This is a genomic window from Vibrio casei, assembly GCF_002218025.2.
GTDB classification, from domain to species: Bacteria; Pseudomonadota; Gammaproteobacteria; order Enterobacterales; family Vibrionaceae; genus Vibrio; species Vibrio casei.
Window position 1 is genome coordinate 501,605 of the sequence record NZ_AP018680.1, and the last position, 23,873, is coordinate 525,477.

16 protein-coding genes and 1 riboswitch are annotated in these 23,873 nt (G+C 39.9%); of the genes, 10 read left to right on the top strand and 6 right to left on the bottom strand.

Annotated elements, in window-relative coordinates:
• Nucleotides 1-528 precede the first annotated feature (528 nt).
• The 6 genes from petA (at nt 529) to metA (ending at nt 5,466) form a co-directional block, all read left to right on the top strand.
• Nucleotides 529-1,122, top strand: coding sequence for a ubiquinol-cytochrome c reductase iron-sulfur subunit (petA, locus tag VCASEI_RS02465; protein WP_086960768.1), 594 nt, complete (start codon nt 529-531; stop codon nt 1,120-1,122).
• A complete protein-coding gene (locus VCASEI_RS02470) occupies nt 1,122-2,390 on the top strand; it encodes a cytochrome b (protein ID WP_086960766.1) in 1,269 nt (422 codons plus the stop codon). Before petA ends, VCASEI_RS02470 begins: the two co-directional genes overlap by 1 nt.
• Nucleotides 2,387-3,127 carry a cytochrome c1 gene (locus VCASEI_RS02475; protein ID WP_086960765.1) on the top strand — a complete coding sequence of 247 codons (741 nt, stop codon included), beginning with the start codon at nt 2,387-2,389 and terminating at the stop codon, nt 3,125-3,127. The genes VCASEI_RS02470 and VCASEI_RS02475 overlap by 4 nt, the downstream gene beginning before the upstream one ends.
• 126 nt (nt 3,128-3,253) lie before the next feature.
• Nucleotides 3,254-3,889: a stringent starvation protein SspA gene (gene sspA / locus VCASEI_RS02480; protein ID WP_086960851.1), complete on the top strand. Its 636-nt coding sequence runs from the start codon at nt 3,254-3,256 to the stop codon at nt 3,887-3,889.
• 2 nt (nt 3,890-3,891) lie between these two features.
• The gene (gene sspB, locus VCASEI_RS02485; protein ID WP_086960763.1) at nt 3,892-4,368 is read left to right on the top strand and encodes a ClpXP protease specificity-enhancing factor; all 477 of its coding nucleotides are present in this window, start codon (nt 3,892-3,894) and stop codon (nt 4,366-4,368) included.
• A 156-nt stretch (nt 4,369-4,524) separates the two neighbouring features.
• Nucleotides 4,525-5,466, top strand: coding sequence for a homoserine O-acetyltransferase MetA (gene metA, locus VCASEI_RS02490; protein ID WP_086960761.1), 942 nt, complete (start codon nt 4,525-4,527; stop codon nt 5,464-5,466).
• Between the two features lie 84 nt (nt 5,467-5,550).
• Here metA and VCASEI_RS02495 read toward each other — a convergent pair whose 3' ends face one another.
• A complete protein-coding gene (locus tag VCASEI_RS02495; protein ID WP_089110588.1) occupies nt 5,551-6,891 on the bottom strand; it encodes a cation:proton antiporter in 1,341 nt (446 codons plus the stop codon).
• Nucleotides 6,892-7,211: 320 nt separating this feature from the next.
• On the opposite strand from VCASEI_RS02495, the gene metH reads away from it, so the two are divergent.
• Entirely contained in the window at nt 7,212-10,898 is a 3,687-nt protein-coding gene (gene metH, locus VCASEI_RS02500; RefSeq protein ID WP_086960850.1) for a methionine synthase, read from the top strand.
• A gap of 128 nt (nt 10,899-11,026) precedes the next feature.
• Here the strand turns inward: metH and lysC are convergent, their stop codons facing one another.
• Nucleotides 11,027-12,400, bottom strand: a complete 1,374-nt coding sequence (gene lysC / locus VCASEI_RS02505) for a lysine-sensitive aspartokinase 3 (RefSeq protein ID WP_162621007.1) — start codon at nt 12,398-12,400, stop codon at nt 11,027-11,029.
• Nucleotides 12,401-12,515: 115 nt separating this feature from the next.
• A riboswitch (Lysine riboswitch) is annotated at nt 12,516-12,718 on the bottom strand.
• A 276-nt stretch (nt 12,719-12,994) separates the two neighbouring features.
• Here lysC and VCASEI_RS02510 point away from each other — a divergent pair.
• A complete protein-coding gene (locus VCASEI_RS02510) occupies nt 12,995-14,113 on the top strand; it encodes a pyridoxal-phosphate-dependent aminotransferase family protein (protein WP_089110587.1) in 1,119 nt (372 codons plus the stop codon).
• A 113-nt stretch (nt 14,114-14,226) separates the two neighbouring features.
• Here VCASEI_RS02510 and VCASEI_RS02515 read toward each other — a convergent pair whose 3' ends face one another.
• From VCASEI_RS02515 to VCASEI_RS02530, 4 genes are all read right to left on the bottom strand, one after another.
• Nucleotides 14,227-16,020, bottom strand: coding sequence for a PglL family O-oligosaccharyltransferase (locus VCASEI_RS02515; protein ID WP_089110586.1), 1,794 nt, complete (start codon nt 16,018-16,020; stop codon nt 14,227-14,229).
• A gap of 143 nt (nt 16,021-16,163) precedes the next feature.
• Complete coding sequence (uvrA, locus tag VCASEI_RS02520) at nt 16,164-18,989, bottom strand: excinuclease ABC subunit UvrA (RefSeq protein ID WP_089110585.1); 2,826 nt, start codon at nt 18,987-18,989, stop codon at nt 16,164-16,166.
• Between the two features lie 212 nt (nt 18,990-19,201).
• Nucleotides 19,202-20,053 (bottom strand): UTP--glucose-1-phosphate uridylyltransferase GalU, encoded by an 852-nt coding sequence (gene galU, locus VCASEI_RS02525; protein WP_086960752.1) that lies wholly within the window; start codon nt 20,051-20,053, stop codon nt 19,202-19,204.
• A 149-nt stretch (nt 20,054-20,202) separates the two neighbouring features.
• Nucleotides 20,203-20,853: a LuxR C-terminal-related transcriptional regulator gene (locus VCASEI_RS02530; protein ID WP_162621008.1), complete on the bottom strand. Its 651-nt coding sequence runs from the start codon at nt 20,851-20,853 to the stop codon at nt 20,203-20,205.
• Between the two features lie 322 nt (nt 20,854-21,175).
• On the opposite strand from VCASEI_RS02530, the gene VCASEI_RS02535 reads away from it, so the two are divergent.
• Together VCASEI_RS02535 and csrD are read left to right on the top strand one after the other, a co-directional pair.
• Nucleotides 21,176-21,703, top strand: coding sequence for a single-stranded DNA-binding protein (locus tag VCASEI_RS02535; protein WP_086960845.1), 528 nt, complete (start codon nt 21,176-21,178; stop codon nt 21,701-21,703).
• 167 nt (nt 21,704-21,870) lie between these two features.
• Nucleotides 21,871-23,862, top strand: coding sequence for an RNase E specificity factor CsrD (gene csrD / locus VCASEI_RS02540; protein WP_089110584.1), 1,992 nt, complete (start codon nt 21,871-21,873; stop codon nt 23,860-23,862).
• Nucleotides 23,863-23,873 lie beyond the last annotated feature (11 nt).

Sequence of the window (23,873 nt, forward strand, 5' to 3'; positions counted from 1 at the left end):
CTTCGGTCGGGCTTTTTTGTATCTAAAAAACAGCTCTATTGGTATGTACTCTCTAATACTACTTTTGTATCTTCCTCTTTTTGTACTTTTATATTTAAGCCTCATTTCTTGAGGGAGAACGTATTTGTATTGACTATATTTCGAAAAGAGGGCTCGGTAAGTTTTAATATTTATATAACCAAGTGTTACATAATGTGTCATTTTAGGTGGATTATCTTGCTTTATAGTGGTTGTTTGTATTGTTTTTTAGATTTTTAATTTAGGCTATCAGCCCTTATATTCGCTGTTTTTAGCCGCTTTTGTGAAGTCCTAAACAAATATGGGTAACAGATGTTATGAAAAGGTAGCTTTACCTTGTCTCTATGTATCGCTTTATTTATCATTTGCAGATACATGTGCATGAAAATACGCATATAAATATTATTGGAAGCAAAAGTCGGTTTTCATAAAAGAAAAAATACATAATAAGAATGCTAAGGACTTGGTTATTCTTTTGTATTTAATACAAATCGATCGGGAGAATGTTGGATGAGCAATGCGCCTATAAATAATGGCCGTCGGCGCTTTTTGACTGCCACAACAGCAGTTGTTGGTGGGATTGGAGCAGTGGCAGTAGCTGTGCCTTTTATTAAGTCTTGGAACCCAAGTGAAAGGGCGAAAGCTGCTGGTGCACCTGTAGAGGTAGATATTAGTAAGCTCGAAGAAGGACAATTAGTTCGTGTGGAATGGCGCGGTAAGCCAGTTTGGGTGGTTCGTCGTTCCAAATCAACGTTGGTTGAGCTGGATTCTATCGCCGATAAATTGCGAGACCCCCAATCAGAACAAGAGCAACAACCTGAATACGCTCATAATGTTTATCGTTCTATAAAGCCTGAGTATTTTGTTGCTGTGGGTATCTGTACACACCTTGGTTGCTCACCAACCTACTTACCAGACTCTTTTAGTGAGCAAGTTCAAGGCATTCAATCTGGATTTTTTTGTCCATGTCATGGCTCTAAGTTTGATTTAGCTGGTCGTGTGTTCCAAGGTGTGCCAGCACCGCTAAACTTAGTTGTTCCAGAGCATGGGTATCTTAGTGACACACGTATTATCATTGGTGAGAGCCGTGGAGGGGAAGCCTGATGCAAGCCTTACTTGATTGGGTAGAAAAACGTCTACCCGTAATGGATGCCTATAAAAAGCATTTATCTGAATACCCAATGCCTAAGAACTTCAATTTTTGGTACCTTTTTGGTTCTTTGGCGATGTTGGTGTTGGTTAATCAGATCCTAACGGGGATTTGGCTAACAATGAACTATGTCCCATCAGGTGATGGTGCATTTGCCTCTGTTGAATACATCATGCGTGATGTGGAATATGGCTGGTTGTTACGTTACATGCACTCCACAGGCGCTTCAGCATTCTTTGTTGTTGTTTACTTGCATATGTTTCGTGGGCTGATTTATGGTTCATATCAAAAGCCCCGTGAATTGCTGTGGATTTTTGGTATGTTGATTTTTCTAGTGCTAATGGCTGAAGCTTTCATGGGGTATTTATTACCTTGGGGGCAAATGTCTTATTGGGGTGCTCAGGTAATCATTTCTCTGTTTGGTGCAATTCCAGTTATTGGTGATGACTTAACATTATGGATACGTGGGGATTACGTTATCTCTGGCGCAACCTTAAATCGATTCTTTGCACTTCACGTGATTGCTCTGCCTATTGTGTTACTACTATTGGTGGTATTACACGTATTGGCTTTGCATGAAGTCGGCTCAAATAACCCCGATGGAATTGAAACAAAGATACCAAAAGCGCCAGATGATAATGGTGAGCATAAAACACAGTTTAAGTTTCATAAGCAATTTACCAGTAAGTACAATGTTCAAGACTCTGTTCCATTTCATCCATATGGTACGGTTAAAGATATGGTTGGTGTTGCAGGCTTTTTGTTTCTTTTCTGTTATGTATTGTTCTTCAATCCTGAAATGGGGGGCTATTTCCTTGAGCCGCCTAACTTTGAGGCCGCAAACCCACTGAAAACACCGGAACACATTGCTCCGGTATGGTACTTCACACCATTTTACGCCATTTTACGCGCAGTACCGGACAAGTTATTAGGTGTTGCAGCAATGGGAGCATCTATTGTTTTCTTATTCTTACTTCCTTGGTTTGATCGCTGTAAAGTTCGCTCATACCGTTACCGTAGTAAGTGGCACTTATTGAATATTATTCAATTCGTCATTTGTTTTATTGCTCTTGGTATTCTGGGAACCTTACCGGCAACTGCGCTTTACACTTTGTTAGCACAGATTTTCAGTTTAGGTTATTTCATGTTCTTCATTTTATTGTATTTCTATAGTAAAAATGAAGCTACGAAACCATTACCAGAGAGGGTGACATTCAAATGAAAAAGTGGATTGTAGGACTTTTTGCGTTCATGTTGCCATTATCGGTGATGGCGGCTGGTGGCAACGTCCACCTAGATAAAGCAAATAACGATCTAACGGATCAAGCGTCATTACAGCGAGGCGCTAAAACGTTCATGAACTACTGTGCGGGTTGTCATTCTACCCAATATCAGCGTTATCAAAGAGTGGCGACTGATTTAGGTATTCCTGATGATTTGATGAAAGAAAATCTGATGTTTGATCCTAAAGCTAAAATTGGGGATCTGATGACCAATGCGATTCCTGAAGATAGTGCTGCGAAATGGTTTGGTGCTCCGCCTCCAGACTTAACTTTAGTGGCGCGTGTTCGTGGCGTTGATTGGTTATATACCTATTTGCGTTCTTTTTATGCCGATCCTGCTCGTCCATTTGGGGTGAATAATATTACTTTCCCGAATGTGGGAATGCCTCATGTACTGGAAGGATTACAAGGAATCCCTCAGCCTGTGCATGAAACCACCATGATTGATGGTAAAGAGCATAAAGTAGTCACAAGCACTAAAGTTGAAAAACAAGGTGAATTGACTACTGAAGAGTATGACTCTACGATCCGTGATTTAGTGAACTTCCTTGAATACTCTGGTGATCCAGTGAAATTAGAACGTCATAACCTTGGTTGGTGGGTAATGGCTTTCTTAGTGATTTTCACTATTATTGTGGTATTACTTAAGAAAGAATACTGGCGCGATGTTCATTAATTGTGTTGGGAATAAAAATTAGCCTGAATGTGAACATTTGTGTTAAAATTCCTTGCTAATTTTTTTGTAATGGAGGCAGTTAGCCTCCATTCTTTTTTTATTTAAAGTATGCTGGAGGGCTTATCAATGGCTGTAGCTGCCAATAAACGTTCTGTGATGACTCTATTTTCAAGTGCTTCAGACATGTATAGCCATCAGGTTCGTATTGTTCTAGCTGAGAAAGGCGTGAGTGTTGAAGTTGAACTTGTCGACGAAGATAACTTGCCTGCTGAGTTGATCGAACTGAATCCTTACAAGTCTGTTCCAACGTTGATCGATCGTGAGCTTGCTCTTTACAATTCAAATATCATTATGGAATATCTTGATGAGCGTTTCCCTCATCCACCATTGATGCCAGTATACCCAGTGGCACGTGGTAATAGCCGTTTAATGATGTATCGTATTGAGCGTAATTGGTACTCACAAGCTGAAAAAATTGTTAAAGGCACAGCTGAAGAAGCTGAAGCTGCACGTAATAAATTACGTAATGATTTACTGACTCTTGCTCCTGTTTTTGCTGAATACGAACACTTTATGAGTGAAGAATTCAGCTTAATCGATTGCTATCTAGCGCCTTTATTATGGCGTTTACCTGCGCTTGGTATTGAGTTATCGGGTCCAGGTTCAAAAGAGTTGAAAATATACATGAGCCGTGTATTTGAACGTGATTCATTCTTAGCTTCTTTGACTGAAGCAGAACGAGAAATGCGATTGGTTCGATAGCAATGGATATGGATAAGATGACACCAAGACGTCCCTATTTGGTACGTGCTTTTTATGAATGGCTAGTCGATAATGAATTGACGCCTCATCTTGTGGTTGAAGCCAATTTACCCGGTGTACGTGTTCCGCTTGAGTTTGTACAGGATGGCCAAATTATTTTGAATGTAGCACCTCGTGCGGTTGGTAACTTAGAAATAAGTAACGATACCATCATGTTTAATGCTCGTTTTAGTGGTCGTCCACATTCTGTAATCGTTCCTATGTATGCAGTTCAGGCTATTTATGCTCGTGAAAATGGTGCAGGAACGATGTTTGAGCCAGAAGATGGCTATGCAGCAGAAATGGAAGCGGGGATAGCGGAAGAACAAGTTTCTTCTTTAACAAGCGTAGGAAAGCAAGAGTCAGAGATAGAGACAAATCAAACTATTTCTGATGATACTAAACCTAAAGGTCGTCCTAGTCTTAAGATTGTTAAGTAACGATTTTTTATCGAATAAAAGCAGCACTAAATGTGCTGCTTTTTTTTGTTCTAAAATAACATAATACCTACATCACTTTTTCTTTCTCGACATTCATTTTTTGCTTGATATACTTATGGGTGTTTAGACGTCTAGATTGCTTATGGAGAGAGTGCAATGCCTATTAAGATTCCCGATCAGCTACCTGCTTCTGATATTCTAAGTCAGGAGAGAATTTTTATTATGTCGGAAACTAGGGCGACGACTCAGATGATTCGTCCACTCAAAGTTTTGATTCTTAATTTGATGCCTAAAAAAATAGAAACGGAAACTCAGTTTCTTCGTTTACTTTCTAATAGCCCTCTACAGGTGGATATTGAGTTATTACGAATAGATGATAGACCTAGTAAAAATACGCCTGAAGAGCATTTAAATAATTTTTATCGTCAGTTTGATATGGTGAAAAACCGAAACTTTGATGGTTTGATTATTACTGGGGCCCCCCTTGGCTTGGTGCAGTTTGAAGATGTTGCCTATTGGGAGCATCTTCAAACGATCATGGAATGGGCAAAAAATCATGTAACCTCAACACTTTATGTTTGTTGGGCGGCACAAGCAGGTTTAAAGTTACTTTATGACTTACCTAAACGTACACGCAAAGAAAAGTTATCTGGTGTATATCATCATAACGTCACTAGTGAATTTCACCCAGTGGTGAGAGGATTTGATGACAGTTTCCTCGCCCCGCATTCTAGGTATGCAGATTTTACAGCTGAGTATCTTACTGAACATACGGATTTGGATATTCTGGCCACGTCATCAGATGCGGGGGTATATTTGGCGAGTACAAAGGATAAGCGTAATGTTTTTGTCACTGGGCACCCTGAATATGACGCACATACTTTACATAATGAATATGCAAGAGATCTTGCAGAGGGAATGGACCCACCGATCCCAGTGAATTATTATCCAAATGATAATCCAGACAACTCGCCAATTGCTAGTTGGAGAAGTCACGGGCATTTGTTATTTGCGAATTGGTTGAATTATTGTGTTTATCAACAAACGCCATATGATTTGGAACATTTTTCAGTCGATAATTTTACGAAAGATAACTAGCCTAATCTTGTTATCCTGATAATAGTTTCTATCAAAAAAGCAGCGAAATTCGCTGCTTTTTTGAATTTTAAATTTATGTATATTTTACGAGTTTTTATTGGATAAATCTTCAGTCTTTTCAACCTGCGATCGCAATACTTCCGCATCTTCCATTTGTTTTTGGAGTACTTTGGCTTTATTAATCATCGGGGTGATGGTCGAACCTTGGATTAAAATAGAGAATACAACCACGGCATAGGTCATGACCATGATGATTTCTTTTACATCAATTTGAGCAGCTGTCACAAAGTACTTTCCACTCGGTATTGATAGCGCCATAGCAAGTGCTAAACCACCACGTAATCCACCCCAAGTTAAAATTTTAACTGAGCACTTATTGTAGGTACGGAAGCGTTTGAAGCCTAAGTATGGGATCCAAACACTTAAGAAACGAGCAAGTAAAACCAGAGGCACTGCGACAGCCATCATGATTAGATCTTCGGAATGAAATTCAAATAACAGCATGGTCATACCAATAAGTAAGAATAAGATTCCATTTAAAAATTCATCAATGAGCTCCCAGAAATGATCCATATGTTCAGTACTCTCTTTTGAGAAACCGACATAGCGAGTCCAGTTGCCTATCATGATACTGGAGACAACCATTGCAAGAGGCCCTGAAACTTCGAGTACTTCAGCAAAAGCATAACCGGCGGTTGGAACACAGATCATTAATAGTAATTCCATTGAGTGATCATTGGTTGCACTGATTAGGTAGTGGAAAAGGAGCCCTAATACGAAACCATAAGCGATACCACCGATGGCTTCTTGTAAGAATAATGAAAGTACACTACCAAATGTTGGGGCATGCCCACCAAAAGCAACGGCGAAAATGGTGACAAAAATAACCAAACCAATACCATCATTAAATAAGGACTCTCCTTCTATTTGAGTGGAAATTCGCTGAGGCGCTTTGAGCTTTTTAACAATAGCGAGGACAGCTATGGGGTCGGTAGGAGAAATGAGTGCACCAAATAATAAACAGTAAATTAAATCTATATGGATATTAATTAGGTTACATATAGCATACAGGCTAAAACCGATAAAGAAGGTTGAAAATAATGTGCCGCCTAAAGCAAGAATAGTGATTTCCCATTTCTGATCGGCAAAATGAGGTAACTTTATTCCGAGGCCTCCTGCAAATAATAAGAACCCTAAAATGCCGTTAAGTAAGAAGCTTTCAAAGTTAATTTCTGCCATGGTTTTGGCGGCAATATCAACCAGGTTGAACCAGCCACTATGGCCTGCAATTAAAATAAGTAAAGAAAGCATCATCGCACCGGCAGTGATGGCAATGGTGGTTTGCAAGCGGCCGAATTTACTGTTAATCAATGCTATCACCATCGCGGCAAACGATAGGAAGCAAAGCGTATTATAGACTGACATAATTGAACCTTGGCTGATGTAACAAATTGTAATTCCGCAATTTTCATGCTCATTTCAATAAAGATCAACTCTTTTTAAAGAATATAGCCTGTTTATTTTTTATCTGCGAAGCCGGTCGAGAAGAATTGGAGTTAATGATCTTTGATTAAGCTCTTGATACCTGACAGAGAATGGCAAGCAAATACTACTGGTGGTATGGCGTATCTTGTCAAGAGAACTAAAACTTATTTTAGACGTCTAGATTTCTATGATAGGATGGCATAAACAGTATCGAAAGAGGTTGTATCGTGACAGGAAGCACTTTTAATCAAGACACTACTTTGAATGTTCAAAGTCAATCGGCACAAGATATTAAAGCATTACTGAAAGAACGCATCTTATTAATTGATGGTGGTATGGGTACCATGATTCAATCTTATAAGTTGGAAGAAGCGGATTATCGCGGTGAACGTTTTGCTGAATGGCACAGTGATCTTAAAGGTAATAACGATTTATTAGTCCTCACACAACCTCAACTGATTAAAAATATCCACTCTGATTATTTGGCCGCTGGTGCCGATATTCTTGAAACCAATACATTCAATGCTACGACTATCGCGATGGCTGATTACGATATGGAAGGCTTGAGTGCTGAAATTAACTTTGCTGCTGCTAAGCTGGCAAGAGAAGCGGCCGATGAGTGGACAAAAAAAACGCCTCACAAACCACGTTTTGTTGCTGGTGTATTAGGGCCAACTAACCGTACCTGCTCGATTTCTCCTGATGTTAACGATCCCGGTTATCGCAATGTAAGTTTTGATGAGCTAGTGACAGCGTATTCTGAATCAACGCGATCTTTAATTTCTGGTGGCGCGGATCTCATCATGATTGAAACGATCTTTGATACCTTAAATGCTAAGGCCTGTGCATTTGCTGTATTAAGTGTTTTCGATGAGCTAGGTTATAAATTACCGGTCATGATTTCAGGTACGATTACCGATGCTTCTGGGCGCACGCTTTCAGGCCAAACAACGGAAGCTTTTTATAATGCTTTACGCCACATTGAACCTATTTCATTTGGTTTAAACTGTGCCCTTGGCCCGAATGAACTACGTCAATATGTTGAAGAGTTATCTAGAATATCAGAATCTTATGTCTCTGCTCATCCAAACGCGGGTTTACCGAATGCTTTCGGTGAATATGATCTTGAACCTCGTGAAATGGCAAAACATATTCAAGAGTGGGCTGAAAGTGGCTTTTTAAATTTAGTCGGTGGGTGTTGTGGTACAACTCCTGAGCATATTCGCCAAATGGCTCGAGTGGTTGAAGGGGTTAAGCCACGCGCTTTACCTGATATTCCTAAAGCATGTCGATTGTCAGGATTAGAGCCTTTGACGATAGATAAAGATTCACTCTTTGTTAACGTTGGTGAGCGTACTAACGTAACGGGTTCCGCTAAGTTCAAACGTCTGATTGTTGAAGAGCAATATGATGAAGCGCTTGATGTGGCTCGTGAACAAGTGGCCAATGGCGCACAAATCATCGATATCAATATGGATGAAGGGATGTTAGATGCAGAAGCCTGCATGGTTCGCTTTTTGAATCTTTGTGCGTCTGAGCCTGAAATTTCCAAAGTACCGATTATGGTCGATTCTTCTAAATGGGAAGTCATCGAATCAGGCTTAAAATGTGTTCAAGGTAAGGGGATCGTTAACTCGATTTCGATGAAAGAAGGCGTCGAAAAATTTATTGAACAAGCCAAATTGGTTCGTCGTTATGGTGCGGCAATTATTGTCATGGCATTTGATGAGGTTGGTCAGGCGGACACTCGTGAACGTAAGACAGAAATTTGTACAGAAGCTTACCGTATCTTAGTTGATGAAGTGGGATTCCCGCCTGAAGATATCATTTTTGACCCGAATATTTTTGCTATTGCGACGGGGATTGATGAACATAATAACTATGCGGTGGATTTTATTGAAGCCGTTAGTGACATTAAACGCGATCTCCCTTACGCGATGATTTCTGGTGGTGTCTCTAACGTTTCTTTCTCATTTCGTGGCAATAACTACGTACGTGAAGCAATCCATGCCGTCTTCCTATACCACTGTTTCAAACGCGGTATGGATATGGGGATTGTGAATGCTGGACAGCTTGAAATTTACGATAACGTTCCAGATAAACTGCGTGAAGCGGTTGAAGATGTAGTATTAAACCGCCGTGATGATGGCACTGAACGTTTATTGGAGATCGCCGAAGAATATCGCTCAAATGGGGTCGGTAAAGTCGAAGATCCTAATGCCTTAGTATGGCGTACATGGGAAGTTGAAAAGCGTATTGAGCACGCCTTAGTCAAAGGTATTACCGAATTTATTATTGAAGATACTGAAGCGGCGCGTTTGAAGTTGGATAAACCGATTGATGTCATTGAAGGCCCATTAATGGATGGCATGAACGTTGTGGGGGATTTATTTGGTGAAGGGAAAATGTTCCTTCCTCAAGTGGTGAAATCTGCGCGGGTTATGAAACAAGCGGTGGCTTACCTTGAACCCTTTATCAATGCTTTAAAAGATGAAGGTCAAAGAAGTAATGGCAAGATTTTATTAGCGACCGTAAAAGGTGATGTTCATGATATAGGGAAAAATATTGTCGGTGTGGTTCTGCAATGTAATAACTATGAGATCATCGATTTAGGTGTGATGGTTCCAACTGAAAAAATCCTTAAAGTGGCGAAGGAAGAGAACGTTGATATTATTGGCTTATCTGGCCTTATTACTCCATCTCTTGATGAAATGGTGCACGTTGCAAAAGAAATGGAGCGCCAAGGATTCGATTTGCCATTATTGATTGGTGGTGCAACAACGTCCAAAGCCCACACAGCGGTTAAAATTGAACAAAACTACCACAAGCCAGTTGTGTATGTGAATAATGCATCACGTGCCGTGGGCGTTTGTTCTGCACTATTATCTGATACTTTACTTCCTGCATTTGTCGAAAAATTAAATTTAGATTACGAGCGGACCCGTGATCAACATGCCCGTAAGCGTCCAAGAACCAAGCCTGTCACTATTGAGCAAGCTCGTGCGAATAAAGTCGCAATTGATTGGCAGAATTACACGCCACCAGCCCCCGTAAAACTTGGAGTGCAAGTTTTTGAAAATATTGATGTTTCAATGTTGCGTAATTATATCGACTGGACGCCTTTTTTCTTAACTTGGGGATTGATGGGCAAATACCCTTCTATTTTTGAACATGAAGAAGTCGGTGAAGAAGCAAAACGTATTTTTGATGATGCGATTGCTTTGCTAGAAAAGGTCGAGCAAGACGGCATTTTAAAAGCTAGTGGTATGTGTGGTTTATTTCCTGCCAATAGTGTCGGTGATGACATTGAAGTGTATGCCGATGAATCGCGTTCCGAGGTCATCAAAGTGCTACATAACTTACGCCAACAAACCGAAAAACCAAAAGGGCCGAATTATTGTCTATCAGATTATATTGCTCCGAAAGACAGCGGAAAGGCGGATTGGATTGGTGGTTTTGCTGTAACTGGTGGGATTGGTGAGCGTGATTTGGCTGATGCCTATAAAGCGGCTGGTGATGATTATAATGCGATTATGATCCAAGCGGTGGCTGATCGCTTAGCAGAAGCCTTTGCCGAGTATATGCACGAAAAAGTTCGTAAAGAAATTTGGGGTTATGCGGCAGATGAAAATTTGACTAACAATGATCTTATTCGTGAAAAATATCAAGGTACACGCCCCGCTCCTGGCTACCCAGCTTGTCCTGAGCATACTGAAAAAGGCAGCTTATGGGGGCTTCTAAAAGTTGAAGAAACCATAGGAATGTCTCTAACCACTAGTTACGCAATGTGGCCAGGAGCATCGGTTTCTGGCTGGTATTTTTCTCATCCCGATTCTAAGTATTTTGCGATTGCTCAGATCCAACAAGATCAAGCTGAAGAATATGCGCAGCGTAAAGGTTGGGATGAGGCGGAAATGGAAAAATGGTTAGGGCCTAATTTGAGTTGATGAGCAACTCTCGAGTGTTTTAACGAGCTAATATAGCGCGTAATGAAGATAAGCGGCAGTGAAAAAAAGCGGTACCAGATTGTATTCTGGTACCGCTTTTTCAGTTTTGAATATCACTTATATAGCATCTAGGCCGATTGTTCGAATAATTCTTGATGCAGCACTTGAATAGCGCGCTTTGCTTCATTGCAATCCACTAAGAAGCAAAGATTGTGCGGGCTTGCACCATAGCAAATCATACGTAAATTAAAGTCTTCTAATGCACTGAATACTTGCTTAGCATAGCCTTTTTTGGCACTCATTTTATTACCAATAAGTGCCACTAAGCTAAGGTTATGTTCAACTTCAACAATGCACAGTTCTTCTAGCTCAGTACGAGCATCGATAGGAAGTTCAGGAGCTTGTCCGGAAGTGTTGGTTTGATCAAGCGTTAAAGACACACTGACTTCAGATGTTGTAATCAAATCGACGGAAATTTGATGTTTCGCTAAAATAGCAAAGACTTGAGCTAAAAATCCATACGTTTGGAACATATCAGGGCTACGAAGCGTGACCATTGTTTGATTTCCACGTAGTGCTAAAGCACGGTAAAGTGGTGCACTTTCGACTTGTTTTCTTATCCATGTACCACCTTGATTGGGGGATTTCGACGAGCCTACAAAAACTGGGATTTTATGTCGGAGAGCGGGGAGCAAGGTTGATGGGTGTAAGATCTTTGCGCCAAAATTGGCCATTTCAGACGCTTCACTAAAGCTAATTTCGGGAATAGGCGTGGCTTTAGGCGCAATACGAGGATCGGTGGTATAAATCCCAGGAACATCCGTCCAAATCTCTAAACCAGAAGCTTTTACCGCTTCAGCGATAAGTGCTGCGCTATAATCGCTTCCTCCTCGCCCCAGTGTTGTCGTATTACCGTCGTTATCACTACCAATAAAACCTTGGGTGATCACGACATTTTCTTGGCATAGTGGTACTAATTTTTGTTGGGCTAATTCGGATATTTTATCAACGATAGGCTCGGCTTTACCGAAATCTGCGCTGGTACGAAGAATTTCTCTAATATCAAAGCGAACCGCTGGAATGCCTCGTTCAATCATGAGTTGGGTTAAAATGTGAGTCGACATTAGCTCACCACACGCAACAATGTGGTCGGTGAGTTTATCACTTGATTGAAATGAAGCGGCTTCAGCCATACTAGATAGCGTATTTAAGATATTATCGACAGCTTGTTTGGTTTTCTTTTGTTCAGAGAACTGTTCAATGATGGCGTAATGAATCGTACGTAAATCATCGAGAATGGCTTCACGATCCTTTGGGTTTTGTATACCAAGCGCAAGTTCAACCAAAAGATTAGTCACCCCCGAGCAAGCACTGCTTACGACGAGTTTTGTTGAAGCGTTATTTTCAATGATGGAGGCACAACGACTCATGGCGTCAAAATTTGCCACGCTGGTTCCACCAAACTTTGCTACATTAAATGCGCTCACGGCACAGTCTCCCATAATACTTTCATATAATGTCTATCAAGAGATAAACAAAAAAACGTCCAATGTTGAAGAGAGATTTCTTAGAGCAGGGAAATACATGAAGGTCACCACTGAATAGTGTAACCATGTAAACCTTAGAAGCCCTTCATCAAGATTAATATTGATGACAGTTGCTAGGATTCAACCTAATACCAACGAAATCCATTGATATAACAACCGGTGTGATAAATTCCCGAAGATTTATCCACCTCGGCGTAACTCCCCCTGAATGATTCGTTTTGGATTAAGGGATCCACGAATGATCTGCCTGGGTTACGCTCCTCTTCTGTGAAGTGATGATTGATCTATACTGTTGCATCATTGACGAACAGGGCATTGAAAAAACCAACACTCTGGTCACATTGAACGTTTTTGTTCTTGAAAAGTCAATAACACTTCGTATTACAGTTAATAACTTTTTATATTGGTTTTTATTTTAAGGCGTACTTCTGATTTTATGCTTTTAGGTGAGGGACTTCACAGCTTTGATTCTTGACTTACGGGTTAATTGTTGAAGCTCGTCAATTTAATTTAAGGTATAGATATAATTATTCATCATTAAGGATTGATATGAAGATACAACGTTTTTTCCCTCCTCGCCGAATTTTAATGGGGCCGGGGCCTTCTGATATTTCATCTGATGTTTTGCAGGCATTGAGTCGTCCTACCATTGGACATTTAGATCCTTTATTTATCGGTATGATGGATGAAGTTAAAGCATTATTAAAATACGCTTTTCAGACTGATAATGATTTTACAATCCCAGTTTCAGCCCCGGGTAGTGCAGGAATGGAAGCATGTTTTGTTAACTTGATTGAAGCGGGCGATAAGGTCATTGTGTGCCGTAATGGTGTATTTGGTGATCGCATGCGTGAAAATGCCCTTCGTAGTGGTGCTGAAGTGATTCTTGTGGATGATGAATGGGGACAACCGGTCAGTATTTCTAAAGTCGAGTCTGCTTTTAAAGCCAATCCAGATGCAAAAATATTAGCTTTTGTTCATGCAGAAACGTCAACCGGAGCGTTGAGTGATGCCGAGGCATTATCTAAGGTGGCGAAGCATTATGGTGCGCTAACGATCGTCGATGCAGTTACTTCTCTAGGAGGCGTTCCGCTTAAAGTAGATGAGTGGCAACTTGATGCCGTGTATTCAGGGAGCCAGAAGTGCCTTTCGTGTGTGCCAGGGTTATCGCCCATTACTTTTTCACCTAAAGCGATTGAAAAAATCCAAGCTCGTAAAACGCCGATACAAAGTTGGTTCCTCGATCAAAGTTTAGTTTTGGGCTATTGGAGTGGGGAAGGTAAACGTAGTTATCACCACACCGCTCCGGTAAATAGTCTGTATGCTTTACATGAGGCTTTACTCGCTTTATACGAAGAAGGGTTAGAAAATGCCTGGCAACGACATGCCGAGATGCATCAAAGACTAAAATTAGGACTTGAACAGTTAGGCTTCCGATATGTGGTAGAGGAAGCTCATCGTCTACCACAGCTTAATTCCGTATATTTACCAGAAGGTGTTAATGATGCAGACACTCGTCAGCACTTATTAAAGGAATATAATTTAGAAGTCGGTGGTGGATTAGGTGCACTCGCCGGTAAAGTTTGGCGTATTGGTTTAATGGGATACAGCGCGAAAAAAGAGAATGTTGCGCTGTGTTTAAAGGCATTAGAAGAAACGATCAAATGATCCTTGCCAACTCCCTGCTTATATAGCGGAAAAATTAAAGGCGACTCATTGGTCGCCTTTAATTTTTTCCGGTCTTGCCTTGAATGTGTTTTTCTGTAAATCGTGCTCTAGCGCTATTTTATCTTAGGTACCTGATTAGTTTGGGTTGAAGATAATGCTTGTGGTGCGCTTTTCTTCGAGGGCGTAAATTGTACTTTTGAGAAATCTTGATTGGGAAATAAAAAGCTGGCTTCCTTTCTAATTTCTTCTGCTTTGTGTTGTTCTCCTAACCCCTGATAAGCCACGATTAAACTTGAGTAAAAGGCCGGTCTTGGTTTGCGCTTTATTATGGTTGTCGCCCAATCAATATAAGGCTGTATGTATTCTGGCTTGTTCATATGTAAACCAATATTGAGTTGAGTATTGTAAACATCCCAATCAAATCGGTCTCTCCAAACACTTGGGTTTGTGACTTTATTCAGTAAGTTTGGATCCATCGGTTTTTGATATTCAAAACGGCTAAGGATCGAGTTTGTTTGCAAAGCCGTTATCATAAAGAAAGCCGTTATAATAGGTAAAACGAGAGATATCACACTTAACATACTCTTGGTTATTTTACTAAATGAAATGGTTTGATACTGAGACGTGATTTGATCAACCCAATAAATGAGAATAATAAAAATAATCCAATGTATGGCTGAATGATAAAACGGGTATTCTAATTGTGTGTGTAATACGATAGGAAAAAATAAAGCCGCTAACGCTAAGCGAGTACCCGATTGCGCTTTCAGTATTTTTCGTAGTACAACGAGTGCCGCTAATAATAAGCCCAGTAATGGCAAGACACCACCTTCCACCGCCCAGTAAAGTATTTCATTATGCGGGTGATCCATCGAAGCTAACCCAGCATGGTAACTTGAATTTAACTGATGTTGTCTGGCGGTATAAAGCATATAAGCCGATTCAAATTTACCGTAGCCATATCCAGACCATGGCTTTTCGATCACCATGTCTAGAGTTTGCGGGAAGGTGTAACGGCGAGGGCTTTCTAAACTTGATTTTTCGGCAATAAATGCATTACCTCCGGTTAATGATGCGAGTGTCACCCCCCCCAAAAAACCAATGATAAGAGCTAAACACCATACATAAAATCCACGCTTAGATAAGAATGTTTTTAAGTAAGGGAGTAATAATAATGAAGCGATAAGGGCGCCAAGCCATCCTGTGCGAGAAGCTAATACCCAAAGCAAAGGTAGCGTAATTATAGGGATGAAATAAAGAAAACCCGTCATGACTGGGTGATGCTGAACATTGGTTTGTTTTTGTCTGGCGAGAAGGTACGCCGCAACCGTTAAACCAGTAGCCAGAAAACTGGCCATTACATTCGGTTGTTGGAAAATACCGTACGGTCGATTTTGCACTACGTCGTAGCCCAATATATTGCCAGGTTGCAGTAGAAGGTATTGAACATAACCGAGAATAGATTCGATTAAAATTGCCCCAATAATAAACCAAAGCAAAGTCTGTTTTTGTTTTATGGTGAAGTTATATTGTTGCAATAAAAGTAAAAATAACCAACCAGCCCATAGCCCAATAATTCTTAATACGGAATCTTGTATATTGGCCGCGCTGTAAAATACTGGGATGGTTAAAATGATACAAGTCGTTAATAACGTTAGTGTTAAACTGGAGAAGCGTAAAGCATGACGATTTGCTGTTGAATAAAGTGCAACGCCGATAGTTAGGCTTAATACTAACCAAGTGACCGAGTTAAATGATAGAAATAACCCTGCACCACCGGGGTTTGGCTGAAAGAAGTGCATCGCAATAATAAAAACCGCACCTAAGCACCACAGAAAAGGCTTCGTCCGTGAGCTTGGTTCCGAGACCTCTTCCAGTTGAGTACCTTGGGTGTGTAATATTGCCATTTTAGATGAAAATCCTTCTTTAAATAGACTGAGAATATAGTTGATTGGAAAAGGCATTCGAAACTAACGTTAAACGAATGCCTTTAGTATACTCAAGATGACGTCCTAGCTGAAACTCATACCTTAATGCTATTTAGGTATATTTATTTTAATAATGCCTTTAGAAAATGTGCGGTATGAGATCCTTTCACTTTTACGACATCTTCTGGGGTGCCTACCGCGATAATTTCACCGCCACCATTCCCACCTTCAGGACCAAGGTCAACAATCCAATCTGCCGTTTTGATCACATCTAAATTATGCTCAATGACAACAACAGTGTTTCCATGATCACGTAAGCGATGCAAAACATTAAGCAATTGCTGAATATCATGAAAGTGCAGACCGGTGGTTGGCTCATCTAAAATATACAAGGTTTTACCTGTATCTCGTTTAGAGAGTTCTTTGGCAAGTTTAACTCGCTGAGCCTCGCCTCCTGACAAGGTTGTAGCGGCCTGTCCTAAACGGATATAGGATAAACCAACATCGATTAAGGTTTTCAATTTACGGGCAATTACCGGAACGGGTTCAAAGAATTGATGAGCATCTTCAACTGTCATTTCAAGTACTTCATCAATACTCTTGCCTTTATATCGAACATCTAATGTTTCGCGGTTATAGCGCTTTCCTTTGCAGGCATCGCAAGGGACATAGACATCTGGTAAGAAATGCATTTCAACTTTGATGACACCATCACCTTGACAAGCTTCACAACGACCACCGCGCACATTAAAACTAAATCGTCCTGGTTTATAGCCACGAGAACGTGATTCTTGAGTTCCAGCAAAAAGCTCTCGGATAGGGGTGAAAATGCCAGTGTAGGTTGCTGGGTTTGAACGAGGTGTTCTACCTATTGGGCTTTGATTAATATCGATGACTTTATCAAAATGCTCTAACCCTACAATTTTCTTATAAGGTGCCGCTTCTGCTGTTGTGGCACCATTTAATCGAGCATGAGCGATTTTAAAGAAAGTATCGTTAATTAAGGTCGACTTACCGGATCCGGAAACTCCTGTCACGCAAGTGAATAAACCAACAGGAATAGACAAATTAACGTTCTGAAGATTATTTCCTGTCGCTCCGATAAGTTCTACGATTTTTTTCTTATCTACTGGGGTTCGTTGTTTTGGTACCTCGATTTGTTTTACGCCACTGAGATATTGTCCAGTTAACGAATCTGGGGTAGCCAGTATGTCATCCATTGTTCCTTCTGCAATAACATTACCGCCATGAACACCAGCCCCTGGGCCAATGTCAATTACATGATCTGCTGCTCTGATCGCGTCTTCATCATGCTCTACCACAATGACGGTATTTCCGAGATCACGCAGATGTATTAAAGTTTTGAGTAAACGTTCGTTATCTCGTTGATGTAAACCAATAGAAGGTTCATCCAGCACATACATCACTCCGACAAGTCCAGCACCAATTTGACTAGCCAGACGAATGCGTTGAGCTTCACCACCCGACAGCGTTTCAGCGCTACGAGAAAGGTTTAAATAGTTCAAGCCCACGTTAATTAAGAAATTTAATCTATCCCCAATTTCTTTTAAGATTTTTTCGGCAATTTGTGCACGTTGACCTGTTAAGTTTAAGGATTGAAAGAACGCCATGGTTCCAAAAATACTCATTTCAACGATTTCTGGTAATGATGTGTCGTTGATGAAAACGTGGCGAGCTTCGGTTTTTAATCGAGCACCACCACAGCTTGAGCAACATTTGTTAGAGATGTATTTAGACAGCTCTTCACGAACGGAATTAGAATCGGTTTCATGGTAGCGACGATTTAAGTTATTGAGAATGCCTTCGAAGGTATGGCGTTTTACTCGCATATCGCCACGGTCATTCACATACTTAAATTCAATTTCGTCACGCTTTGATCCATTTAGAACGATATCTCGTACTTTTTTAGGGAGTTTATTGAACGGCTGCTGTAAATCGAAATGATAATGTTCAGCTAAAGCAGTGAGCATTTGAAAATAGTAAAAGTTCTTTTTATCCCAACCTCTGATAGCACCATTTGCGAGGCTAAGGCTTTCATCTTGAATGACTCGTTCAGCGTCAAAAAATTGCTGAACACCCAATCCATCGCAAGTTTCACAAGCTCCAGCAGGGTTATTGAACGAAAATAAACGAGGCTCGAGTTCTCGTACGCTATAGCCACAATGGGAGCAAGCAAAGTTAGCGGAGAATACAATATCTTCTTGGCTTTCATCATCCATCCAAGTAATAGTTGCCGTTCCACCCGAAAGTTCTAATGCTGTTTCGAATGATTCGGCTAATCGTTGTTGAATACCATCACGAACTTTAAATCGGTCGACAACCACCTCAATGGTGTGCTTTTTATGAAGCTCTAATGTTGGTGGATCGGAAAGATCACAGGTTTCCCCATCAATTCTCGCACGAATAAATCCTTGTGCTGCAAGGTTTTGTAGAGTTTTAACATGCTCACCTTTTCGTTCTTTAATGATCGGAGCAAGCAACATTAATTTGCTGTTTTCTGTCATTTCTACAACTTTATCGACCATCTGTGAGATCGTCTGAGCCGCAAGAGGTGTGTTGTGATCTGGGCAACGAGGCTCACCAACTCGAGCGTATAATAACCGCAAATAGTCGTAGATTTCGGTAATGGTGCCTACTGTTGAGCGTGGATTGTGTGACGTCGATTTCTGTTCAATTGAAATGGCTGGTGATAAACCCTCAATATGATCAACATCTGGCTTTTCCATTAAAGATAAAAACTGACGAGCATAAGCCGATAAAGATTCCACATAACGACGTTGTCCTTCTGCGTACAATGTATCAAAAGCCAATGAGGATTTTCCTGAGCCAGATAATCCCGTAATAACAATCAACTTATCTCTTGGGATAGTGAGATTAATATTCTTTAGATTATGGGTTCTGGCACCGCGAACTTCGATGGTTTCCATGTTTCACGCTCTCATTATTAAGAAGGGGGCTTAGGGTGTTTTCGGCTTGATTAGAGATTGAATCCATCAAAGCAAACAAGCCTTAAGTATTACATAGGTAGCAAAAAGTGAGAATAGCTTACTGTATAAAAAAACAGTTAATAGCTACCGAAAAAAGAAAAACCGCAATAAAAATATCTATTGCGGTTTGAGCTTTTGGAATAAAAAATCGGTTATTTTTTGTTTGTTTTAGTATCTTGAGATTTTAAATAGACGTTTTCATAACAATAGTTGGTTGCTTCTATATAGCCTTCAACACTTCCACAGTCAAAACGTTTGCCTTTAAATTTATAAGCTAAAACGCAACCGGCTTTTGCTTGCTTTAATAACGCATCGGTAATTTGAATTTCACCGCCTTTACCCGGTTCAGTTTGCTCTATTAATTCAAAAATATCAGGTGTTAAAATATAACGACCAATAATTGCAAGATTACTTGGTTCTGTACCTTTTTCTGGTTTTTCTACCATGTCGTCGACACGATAAAGATCATCTTTAATCATTTCACCAGAGATAACCCCGTATTTGTGAACGTCTTCACGAGGTACTTCTTGAACCGCGACGATTGAACAACGGAATTGCTTATACAATGCAACCATTTGAGATAGAACCCCCTGATCAGGGTTGACGCATAAATCATCCGCCAAAACGACTGCAAACGGTTCATCCCCAACAAGCTCACGTCCGGTTAAAATGGCATGCCCTAAACCTTTCATTTCACGTTGTCGAATGTAAGTAAAGTTAGCACTGTCAATGATGTCGCGAATATTAACCAGTAAATCTTCTTTATTGGTGCCGCTAATTTGGTGTTCAAGTTCGTAATTTTTATCGAAATGGTCAGTCAGAGAGTGCTTGCCACGGCCGGTTACGATACACATACCGTTCATACCAGCTTCAATGGCTTCTTCAACACCATATTCAATAAGTGGTTTATTGACGATAGGCATCATCTCTTTTGGCATTGATTTTGTGGCAGGAAGAAAGCGAGTGCCATAACCAGCAGCAGGGAAAAGACATTTTTTGATCATGAATAAGACCTGATTTGATAATTAAATGATTGATATTGATAAAATAGCATTTTTCACGGGAGAAACACAAATATCGCAGCTTTAAGCGTCGTTTTTATGACACTCCGCTAAAATTTAGGGTTATCTCATCTTTACGTTAAATGGGAATGTTAAAGGTATAATTGAGCCCAATTGATAGCTTGTCTGCGATTGTCGACATTTATTTTTTTGAAAATTCGGTATAAATGCGATTTTATCGTGTGTTCACTAACAAAAAGGTTATCAGCGATATCAAGATTTGATTGGCCAACTTGCAAATGGTTAAGAATTTCTAATTCTCGATGCGTTAGGGATAATTTTGCCTTTACAACTATATTATTATTCTGACGACTAATGACTTGCCAATGTTGGAACAATGTCACTAATAATGGCTTTGGAAGGCAATTATGCCCGTTTAGAATGGCTTTGATTCCATTTGAAATTTCAGAAAAGCATTCATGTTGATAGAAATAACCAGACAGTTGATACCATTGAGTAAGCAAGGTTAAGTTAGGATGTGTAGGAGCATTAAATAAAGCGGTAGCAATGGCTTGCTTTAAAAAAGGGTGAGTTTGCAATTCAAATAATTTACTTTCAGAGAATTGTGTATCGACCAATACGATATATTGCTGGGATTGAGACTCGACGAAACCAAGTGTTTCGAGGGCGATTGATTGAATTTCTATACTTAACTCATCTTGTAAATATGAAAATAGGGAGGTGCTGTCCGATACATGAGGGGACAAAAAATAAACGATGATGCCTTGATGGTTATTGATCATGTTTTTACCCTGATTCATTTACATTAAATATCGGTTGAGAAGTCCATGGGAAATGTTTAGTGGATTGAACTTGGTTTACTTAATTGACGGACTTTATTGAACTTTATATTGTCATGGTAGGTTTATTTTTAATCTTTCATGTCAATGTCTTATCTTTGAGAATGACTTCATCCAATATACGTAATAATGAATTATGGCTTGTGAATTTGTTATCCGGTGAGTGACATTGAGCAATGTTTATTGGAGAACATTGATTCCTATGTCGTGATAAAGCATGGTATCATCCATTGCTATTTATAAACGTATTGAGACGGAGCAGAGCATGGCTAGCCGCGGAATAAACAAAGTAATATTAGTTGGAAATCTTGGTAACGATCCGGAAATTCGTTATTTACCTAGCGGTGGTGCGGTGGCAAATATTACCATTGCAACGTCGGATTCTTGGAGAGATAAAGCCACTGGAGAACAACGTGAAAAAACAGAATGGCACCGTGTGTCATTGTTTGGTAAGTTGGCCGAAGTAGCTGGTGAATATTTACGCAAAGGTTCTCAAGTTTACATTGAAGGCCAGCTGCAAACACGTAAATGGCAAGACCAAAGTGGCCAAGATCGTTTCACTACCGAAGTGGTTGTTCAAGGGTTTAATGGCGTAATGCAAATGCTTGGTGGTCGTGCTCAAGGTGGCGCTCAAGCTCCTGCTGGCAATCAAGGTGGTAATTGGGGGCAACCTCAACAACCCCAAGCTTCGCAACAACCAGCTTCTCGCGCTCCACAACAACAATCGCCTCAACAGCAAGCACCTCAATACAATGAACCACCAATGGATTTTGACGACGATATTCCGTTCTAAAAACCTTAACCTTTTGTAACATATATTAAAAGTCGCATGTTTATTGCGACTTTTGTTGTTACTATGCCCACAAATAATAAGAACTTATTACTAAAATCTATATTGATGTCATTTTGGACGATAATTACTCTTATCTGAGTAAATTAACTAAATGGAATTGGGTTTATATGAGATATACCCCGACACTTAAACTGAGCACTCGATTAGTTTCTTTTGTGACGATGATTGTAGTTAGCGCTATGTTTATCCTATTTGTGGGGGGCGTTTTTACCTTCAAAAAAATGGGCGGTGAGTATGTTGATCAAAATCTTATTCGTATCACTTCGATTATTGATAATGAGCTAGCTAAGCCTCAAGATTTTGATGTCATTAGGCGTTGGCTACCTAAATTGTTGCAAACCAGCCATGTTGTCGAACTAACATTATCATCACCCTCAGGCGTTATTTATTCGTTTCGAGATAAAATATTAGATCAGCAGAAAGACACTCTTTTATTGTATAAAAAAGTTTACGCCTTACAGAAAAATGCTAATTATTCTGCTGAGTTTCAAGTTATCCCACCGTACACCAATAATAGTTATTCTTTTGAAGCTTTCTTTTCCCTGACTCTCGCCGTTTTATTGGTTGTTTTTTGTTTACTTAAAGGTTTGCATTGGCTAAGAGAGCAGTTATATGGTTCGGAGCTATTAGAAGAGAGGGGCCGAATGCTTCTCGCAGGTCAAGTCGAAAAATTTGCAAAAGGTGATGAAAGAGAATGGCCATACACGGCTAGTGAAGCGTTGGATCGCTTAATTGAAGAGCTTAATGACGCTAGACAAGAAAGAAGCCGTTTTGATACGTTTATTCGCACCCATACTTTTCTTGATCAGCTTACAGGTGCTGCAAACCGAGTATTATTTGATAGCCGATTAGAGTCTGCTTTGCAAGAAGCGGGAGCATCTGGTGGGGTGCTGCTAGTTGATATTAATGGTTGGGAGGTGTTGACAGAAAAAGTCGATAAATCTATTTATGAGCCATTCTTAGTGTCTGTTGGGCAGGTTTTAAATAATCTAATTCAGAAGTATCCAAACGCTGTATTTGCTCGCTATTATGATTCACAGTTTGCATTGATGATCCCTCATCAGTCAGAGAAGGAAATATCTCAATTTGCTCATCAATGTATTAACCAATTAGAGAAATTGGATCCACCACAACCACTTGAGAAGGGTAATTGGTGTCATTTAGGGCTAAGTAATTTCTCTCAAGGTGAGAGTTTAGGGCGAATTATTGATGAAGCTGAATCTGCGCTTAAAACCGCAACATTAGAGTATGTTAATAATTGGGCTAAATATAAAAAGAAAGTGGACACTAGGGTTGAATTTCGTGGTGGGGTTCGGTGGCGGAATTTATTTGACTTAACATTAAATGATCAAAATCTATTTATTTACGCTCAACCTTGTTATTTAATTGATGGCGAGATCAAAATAAACGAACACTTTGAACTATTTAGCAGAATTAAAGATGAAGTCGGTGCTATTGTTAAAGCATCACGGTTTTTAACAGCAATACAACAAGTTGGTTATGAAAGAAAAATGGATCAAGTTACGCTTAAAATGGTATTTGATCATTTAAAATGTAATCAACAAAAAGATTGTTATTCAGTTAATTTGTTTACCACTCCTTTTAAAAAGAAAGAATATTTACGTTGGCTTCGTGATGAACTACTACAATTGCCTAAAGAATTGAGACGTAAGTTAAGTTTCGAGTTTATAGAAGGTAGTTTAATTAATGACTTGGATTTCATGAAGCCAGTCATAAAAATGTTATCAGGTTTAGGGTGTAACGTTATTGTCAACCAAGTTGGTCGGACAATTGTGAGTACTCATTATATTAAAGATTTGCCTATTTTGTATTTAAAACTTCATCGTAGTTTAGTAAAACAAATCGATAGACGAAGTGAGAATCAATTATTTATTCGTAGCTTACTGGGTGCTTGTGTGGACAGTGCTACTACTGTGATTGCTGTTGGTGTGGAGACAAAAAATGAATGGGATGTTTTAGCTCATTTGGGGGTTCGTGGTGGGCAAGGTCGCTATTTTGAAGAAGAAAAACAACTATTACCTAATGTGGGAACAACAGTATTGATTAAACCTGGCCGTAGAAATCGTTGGCGTAAATAAAGGAAAGTATT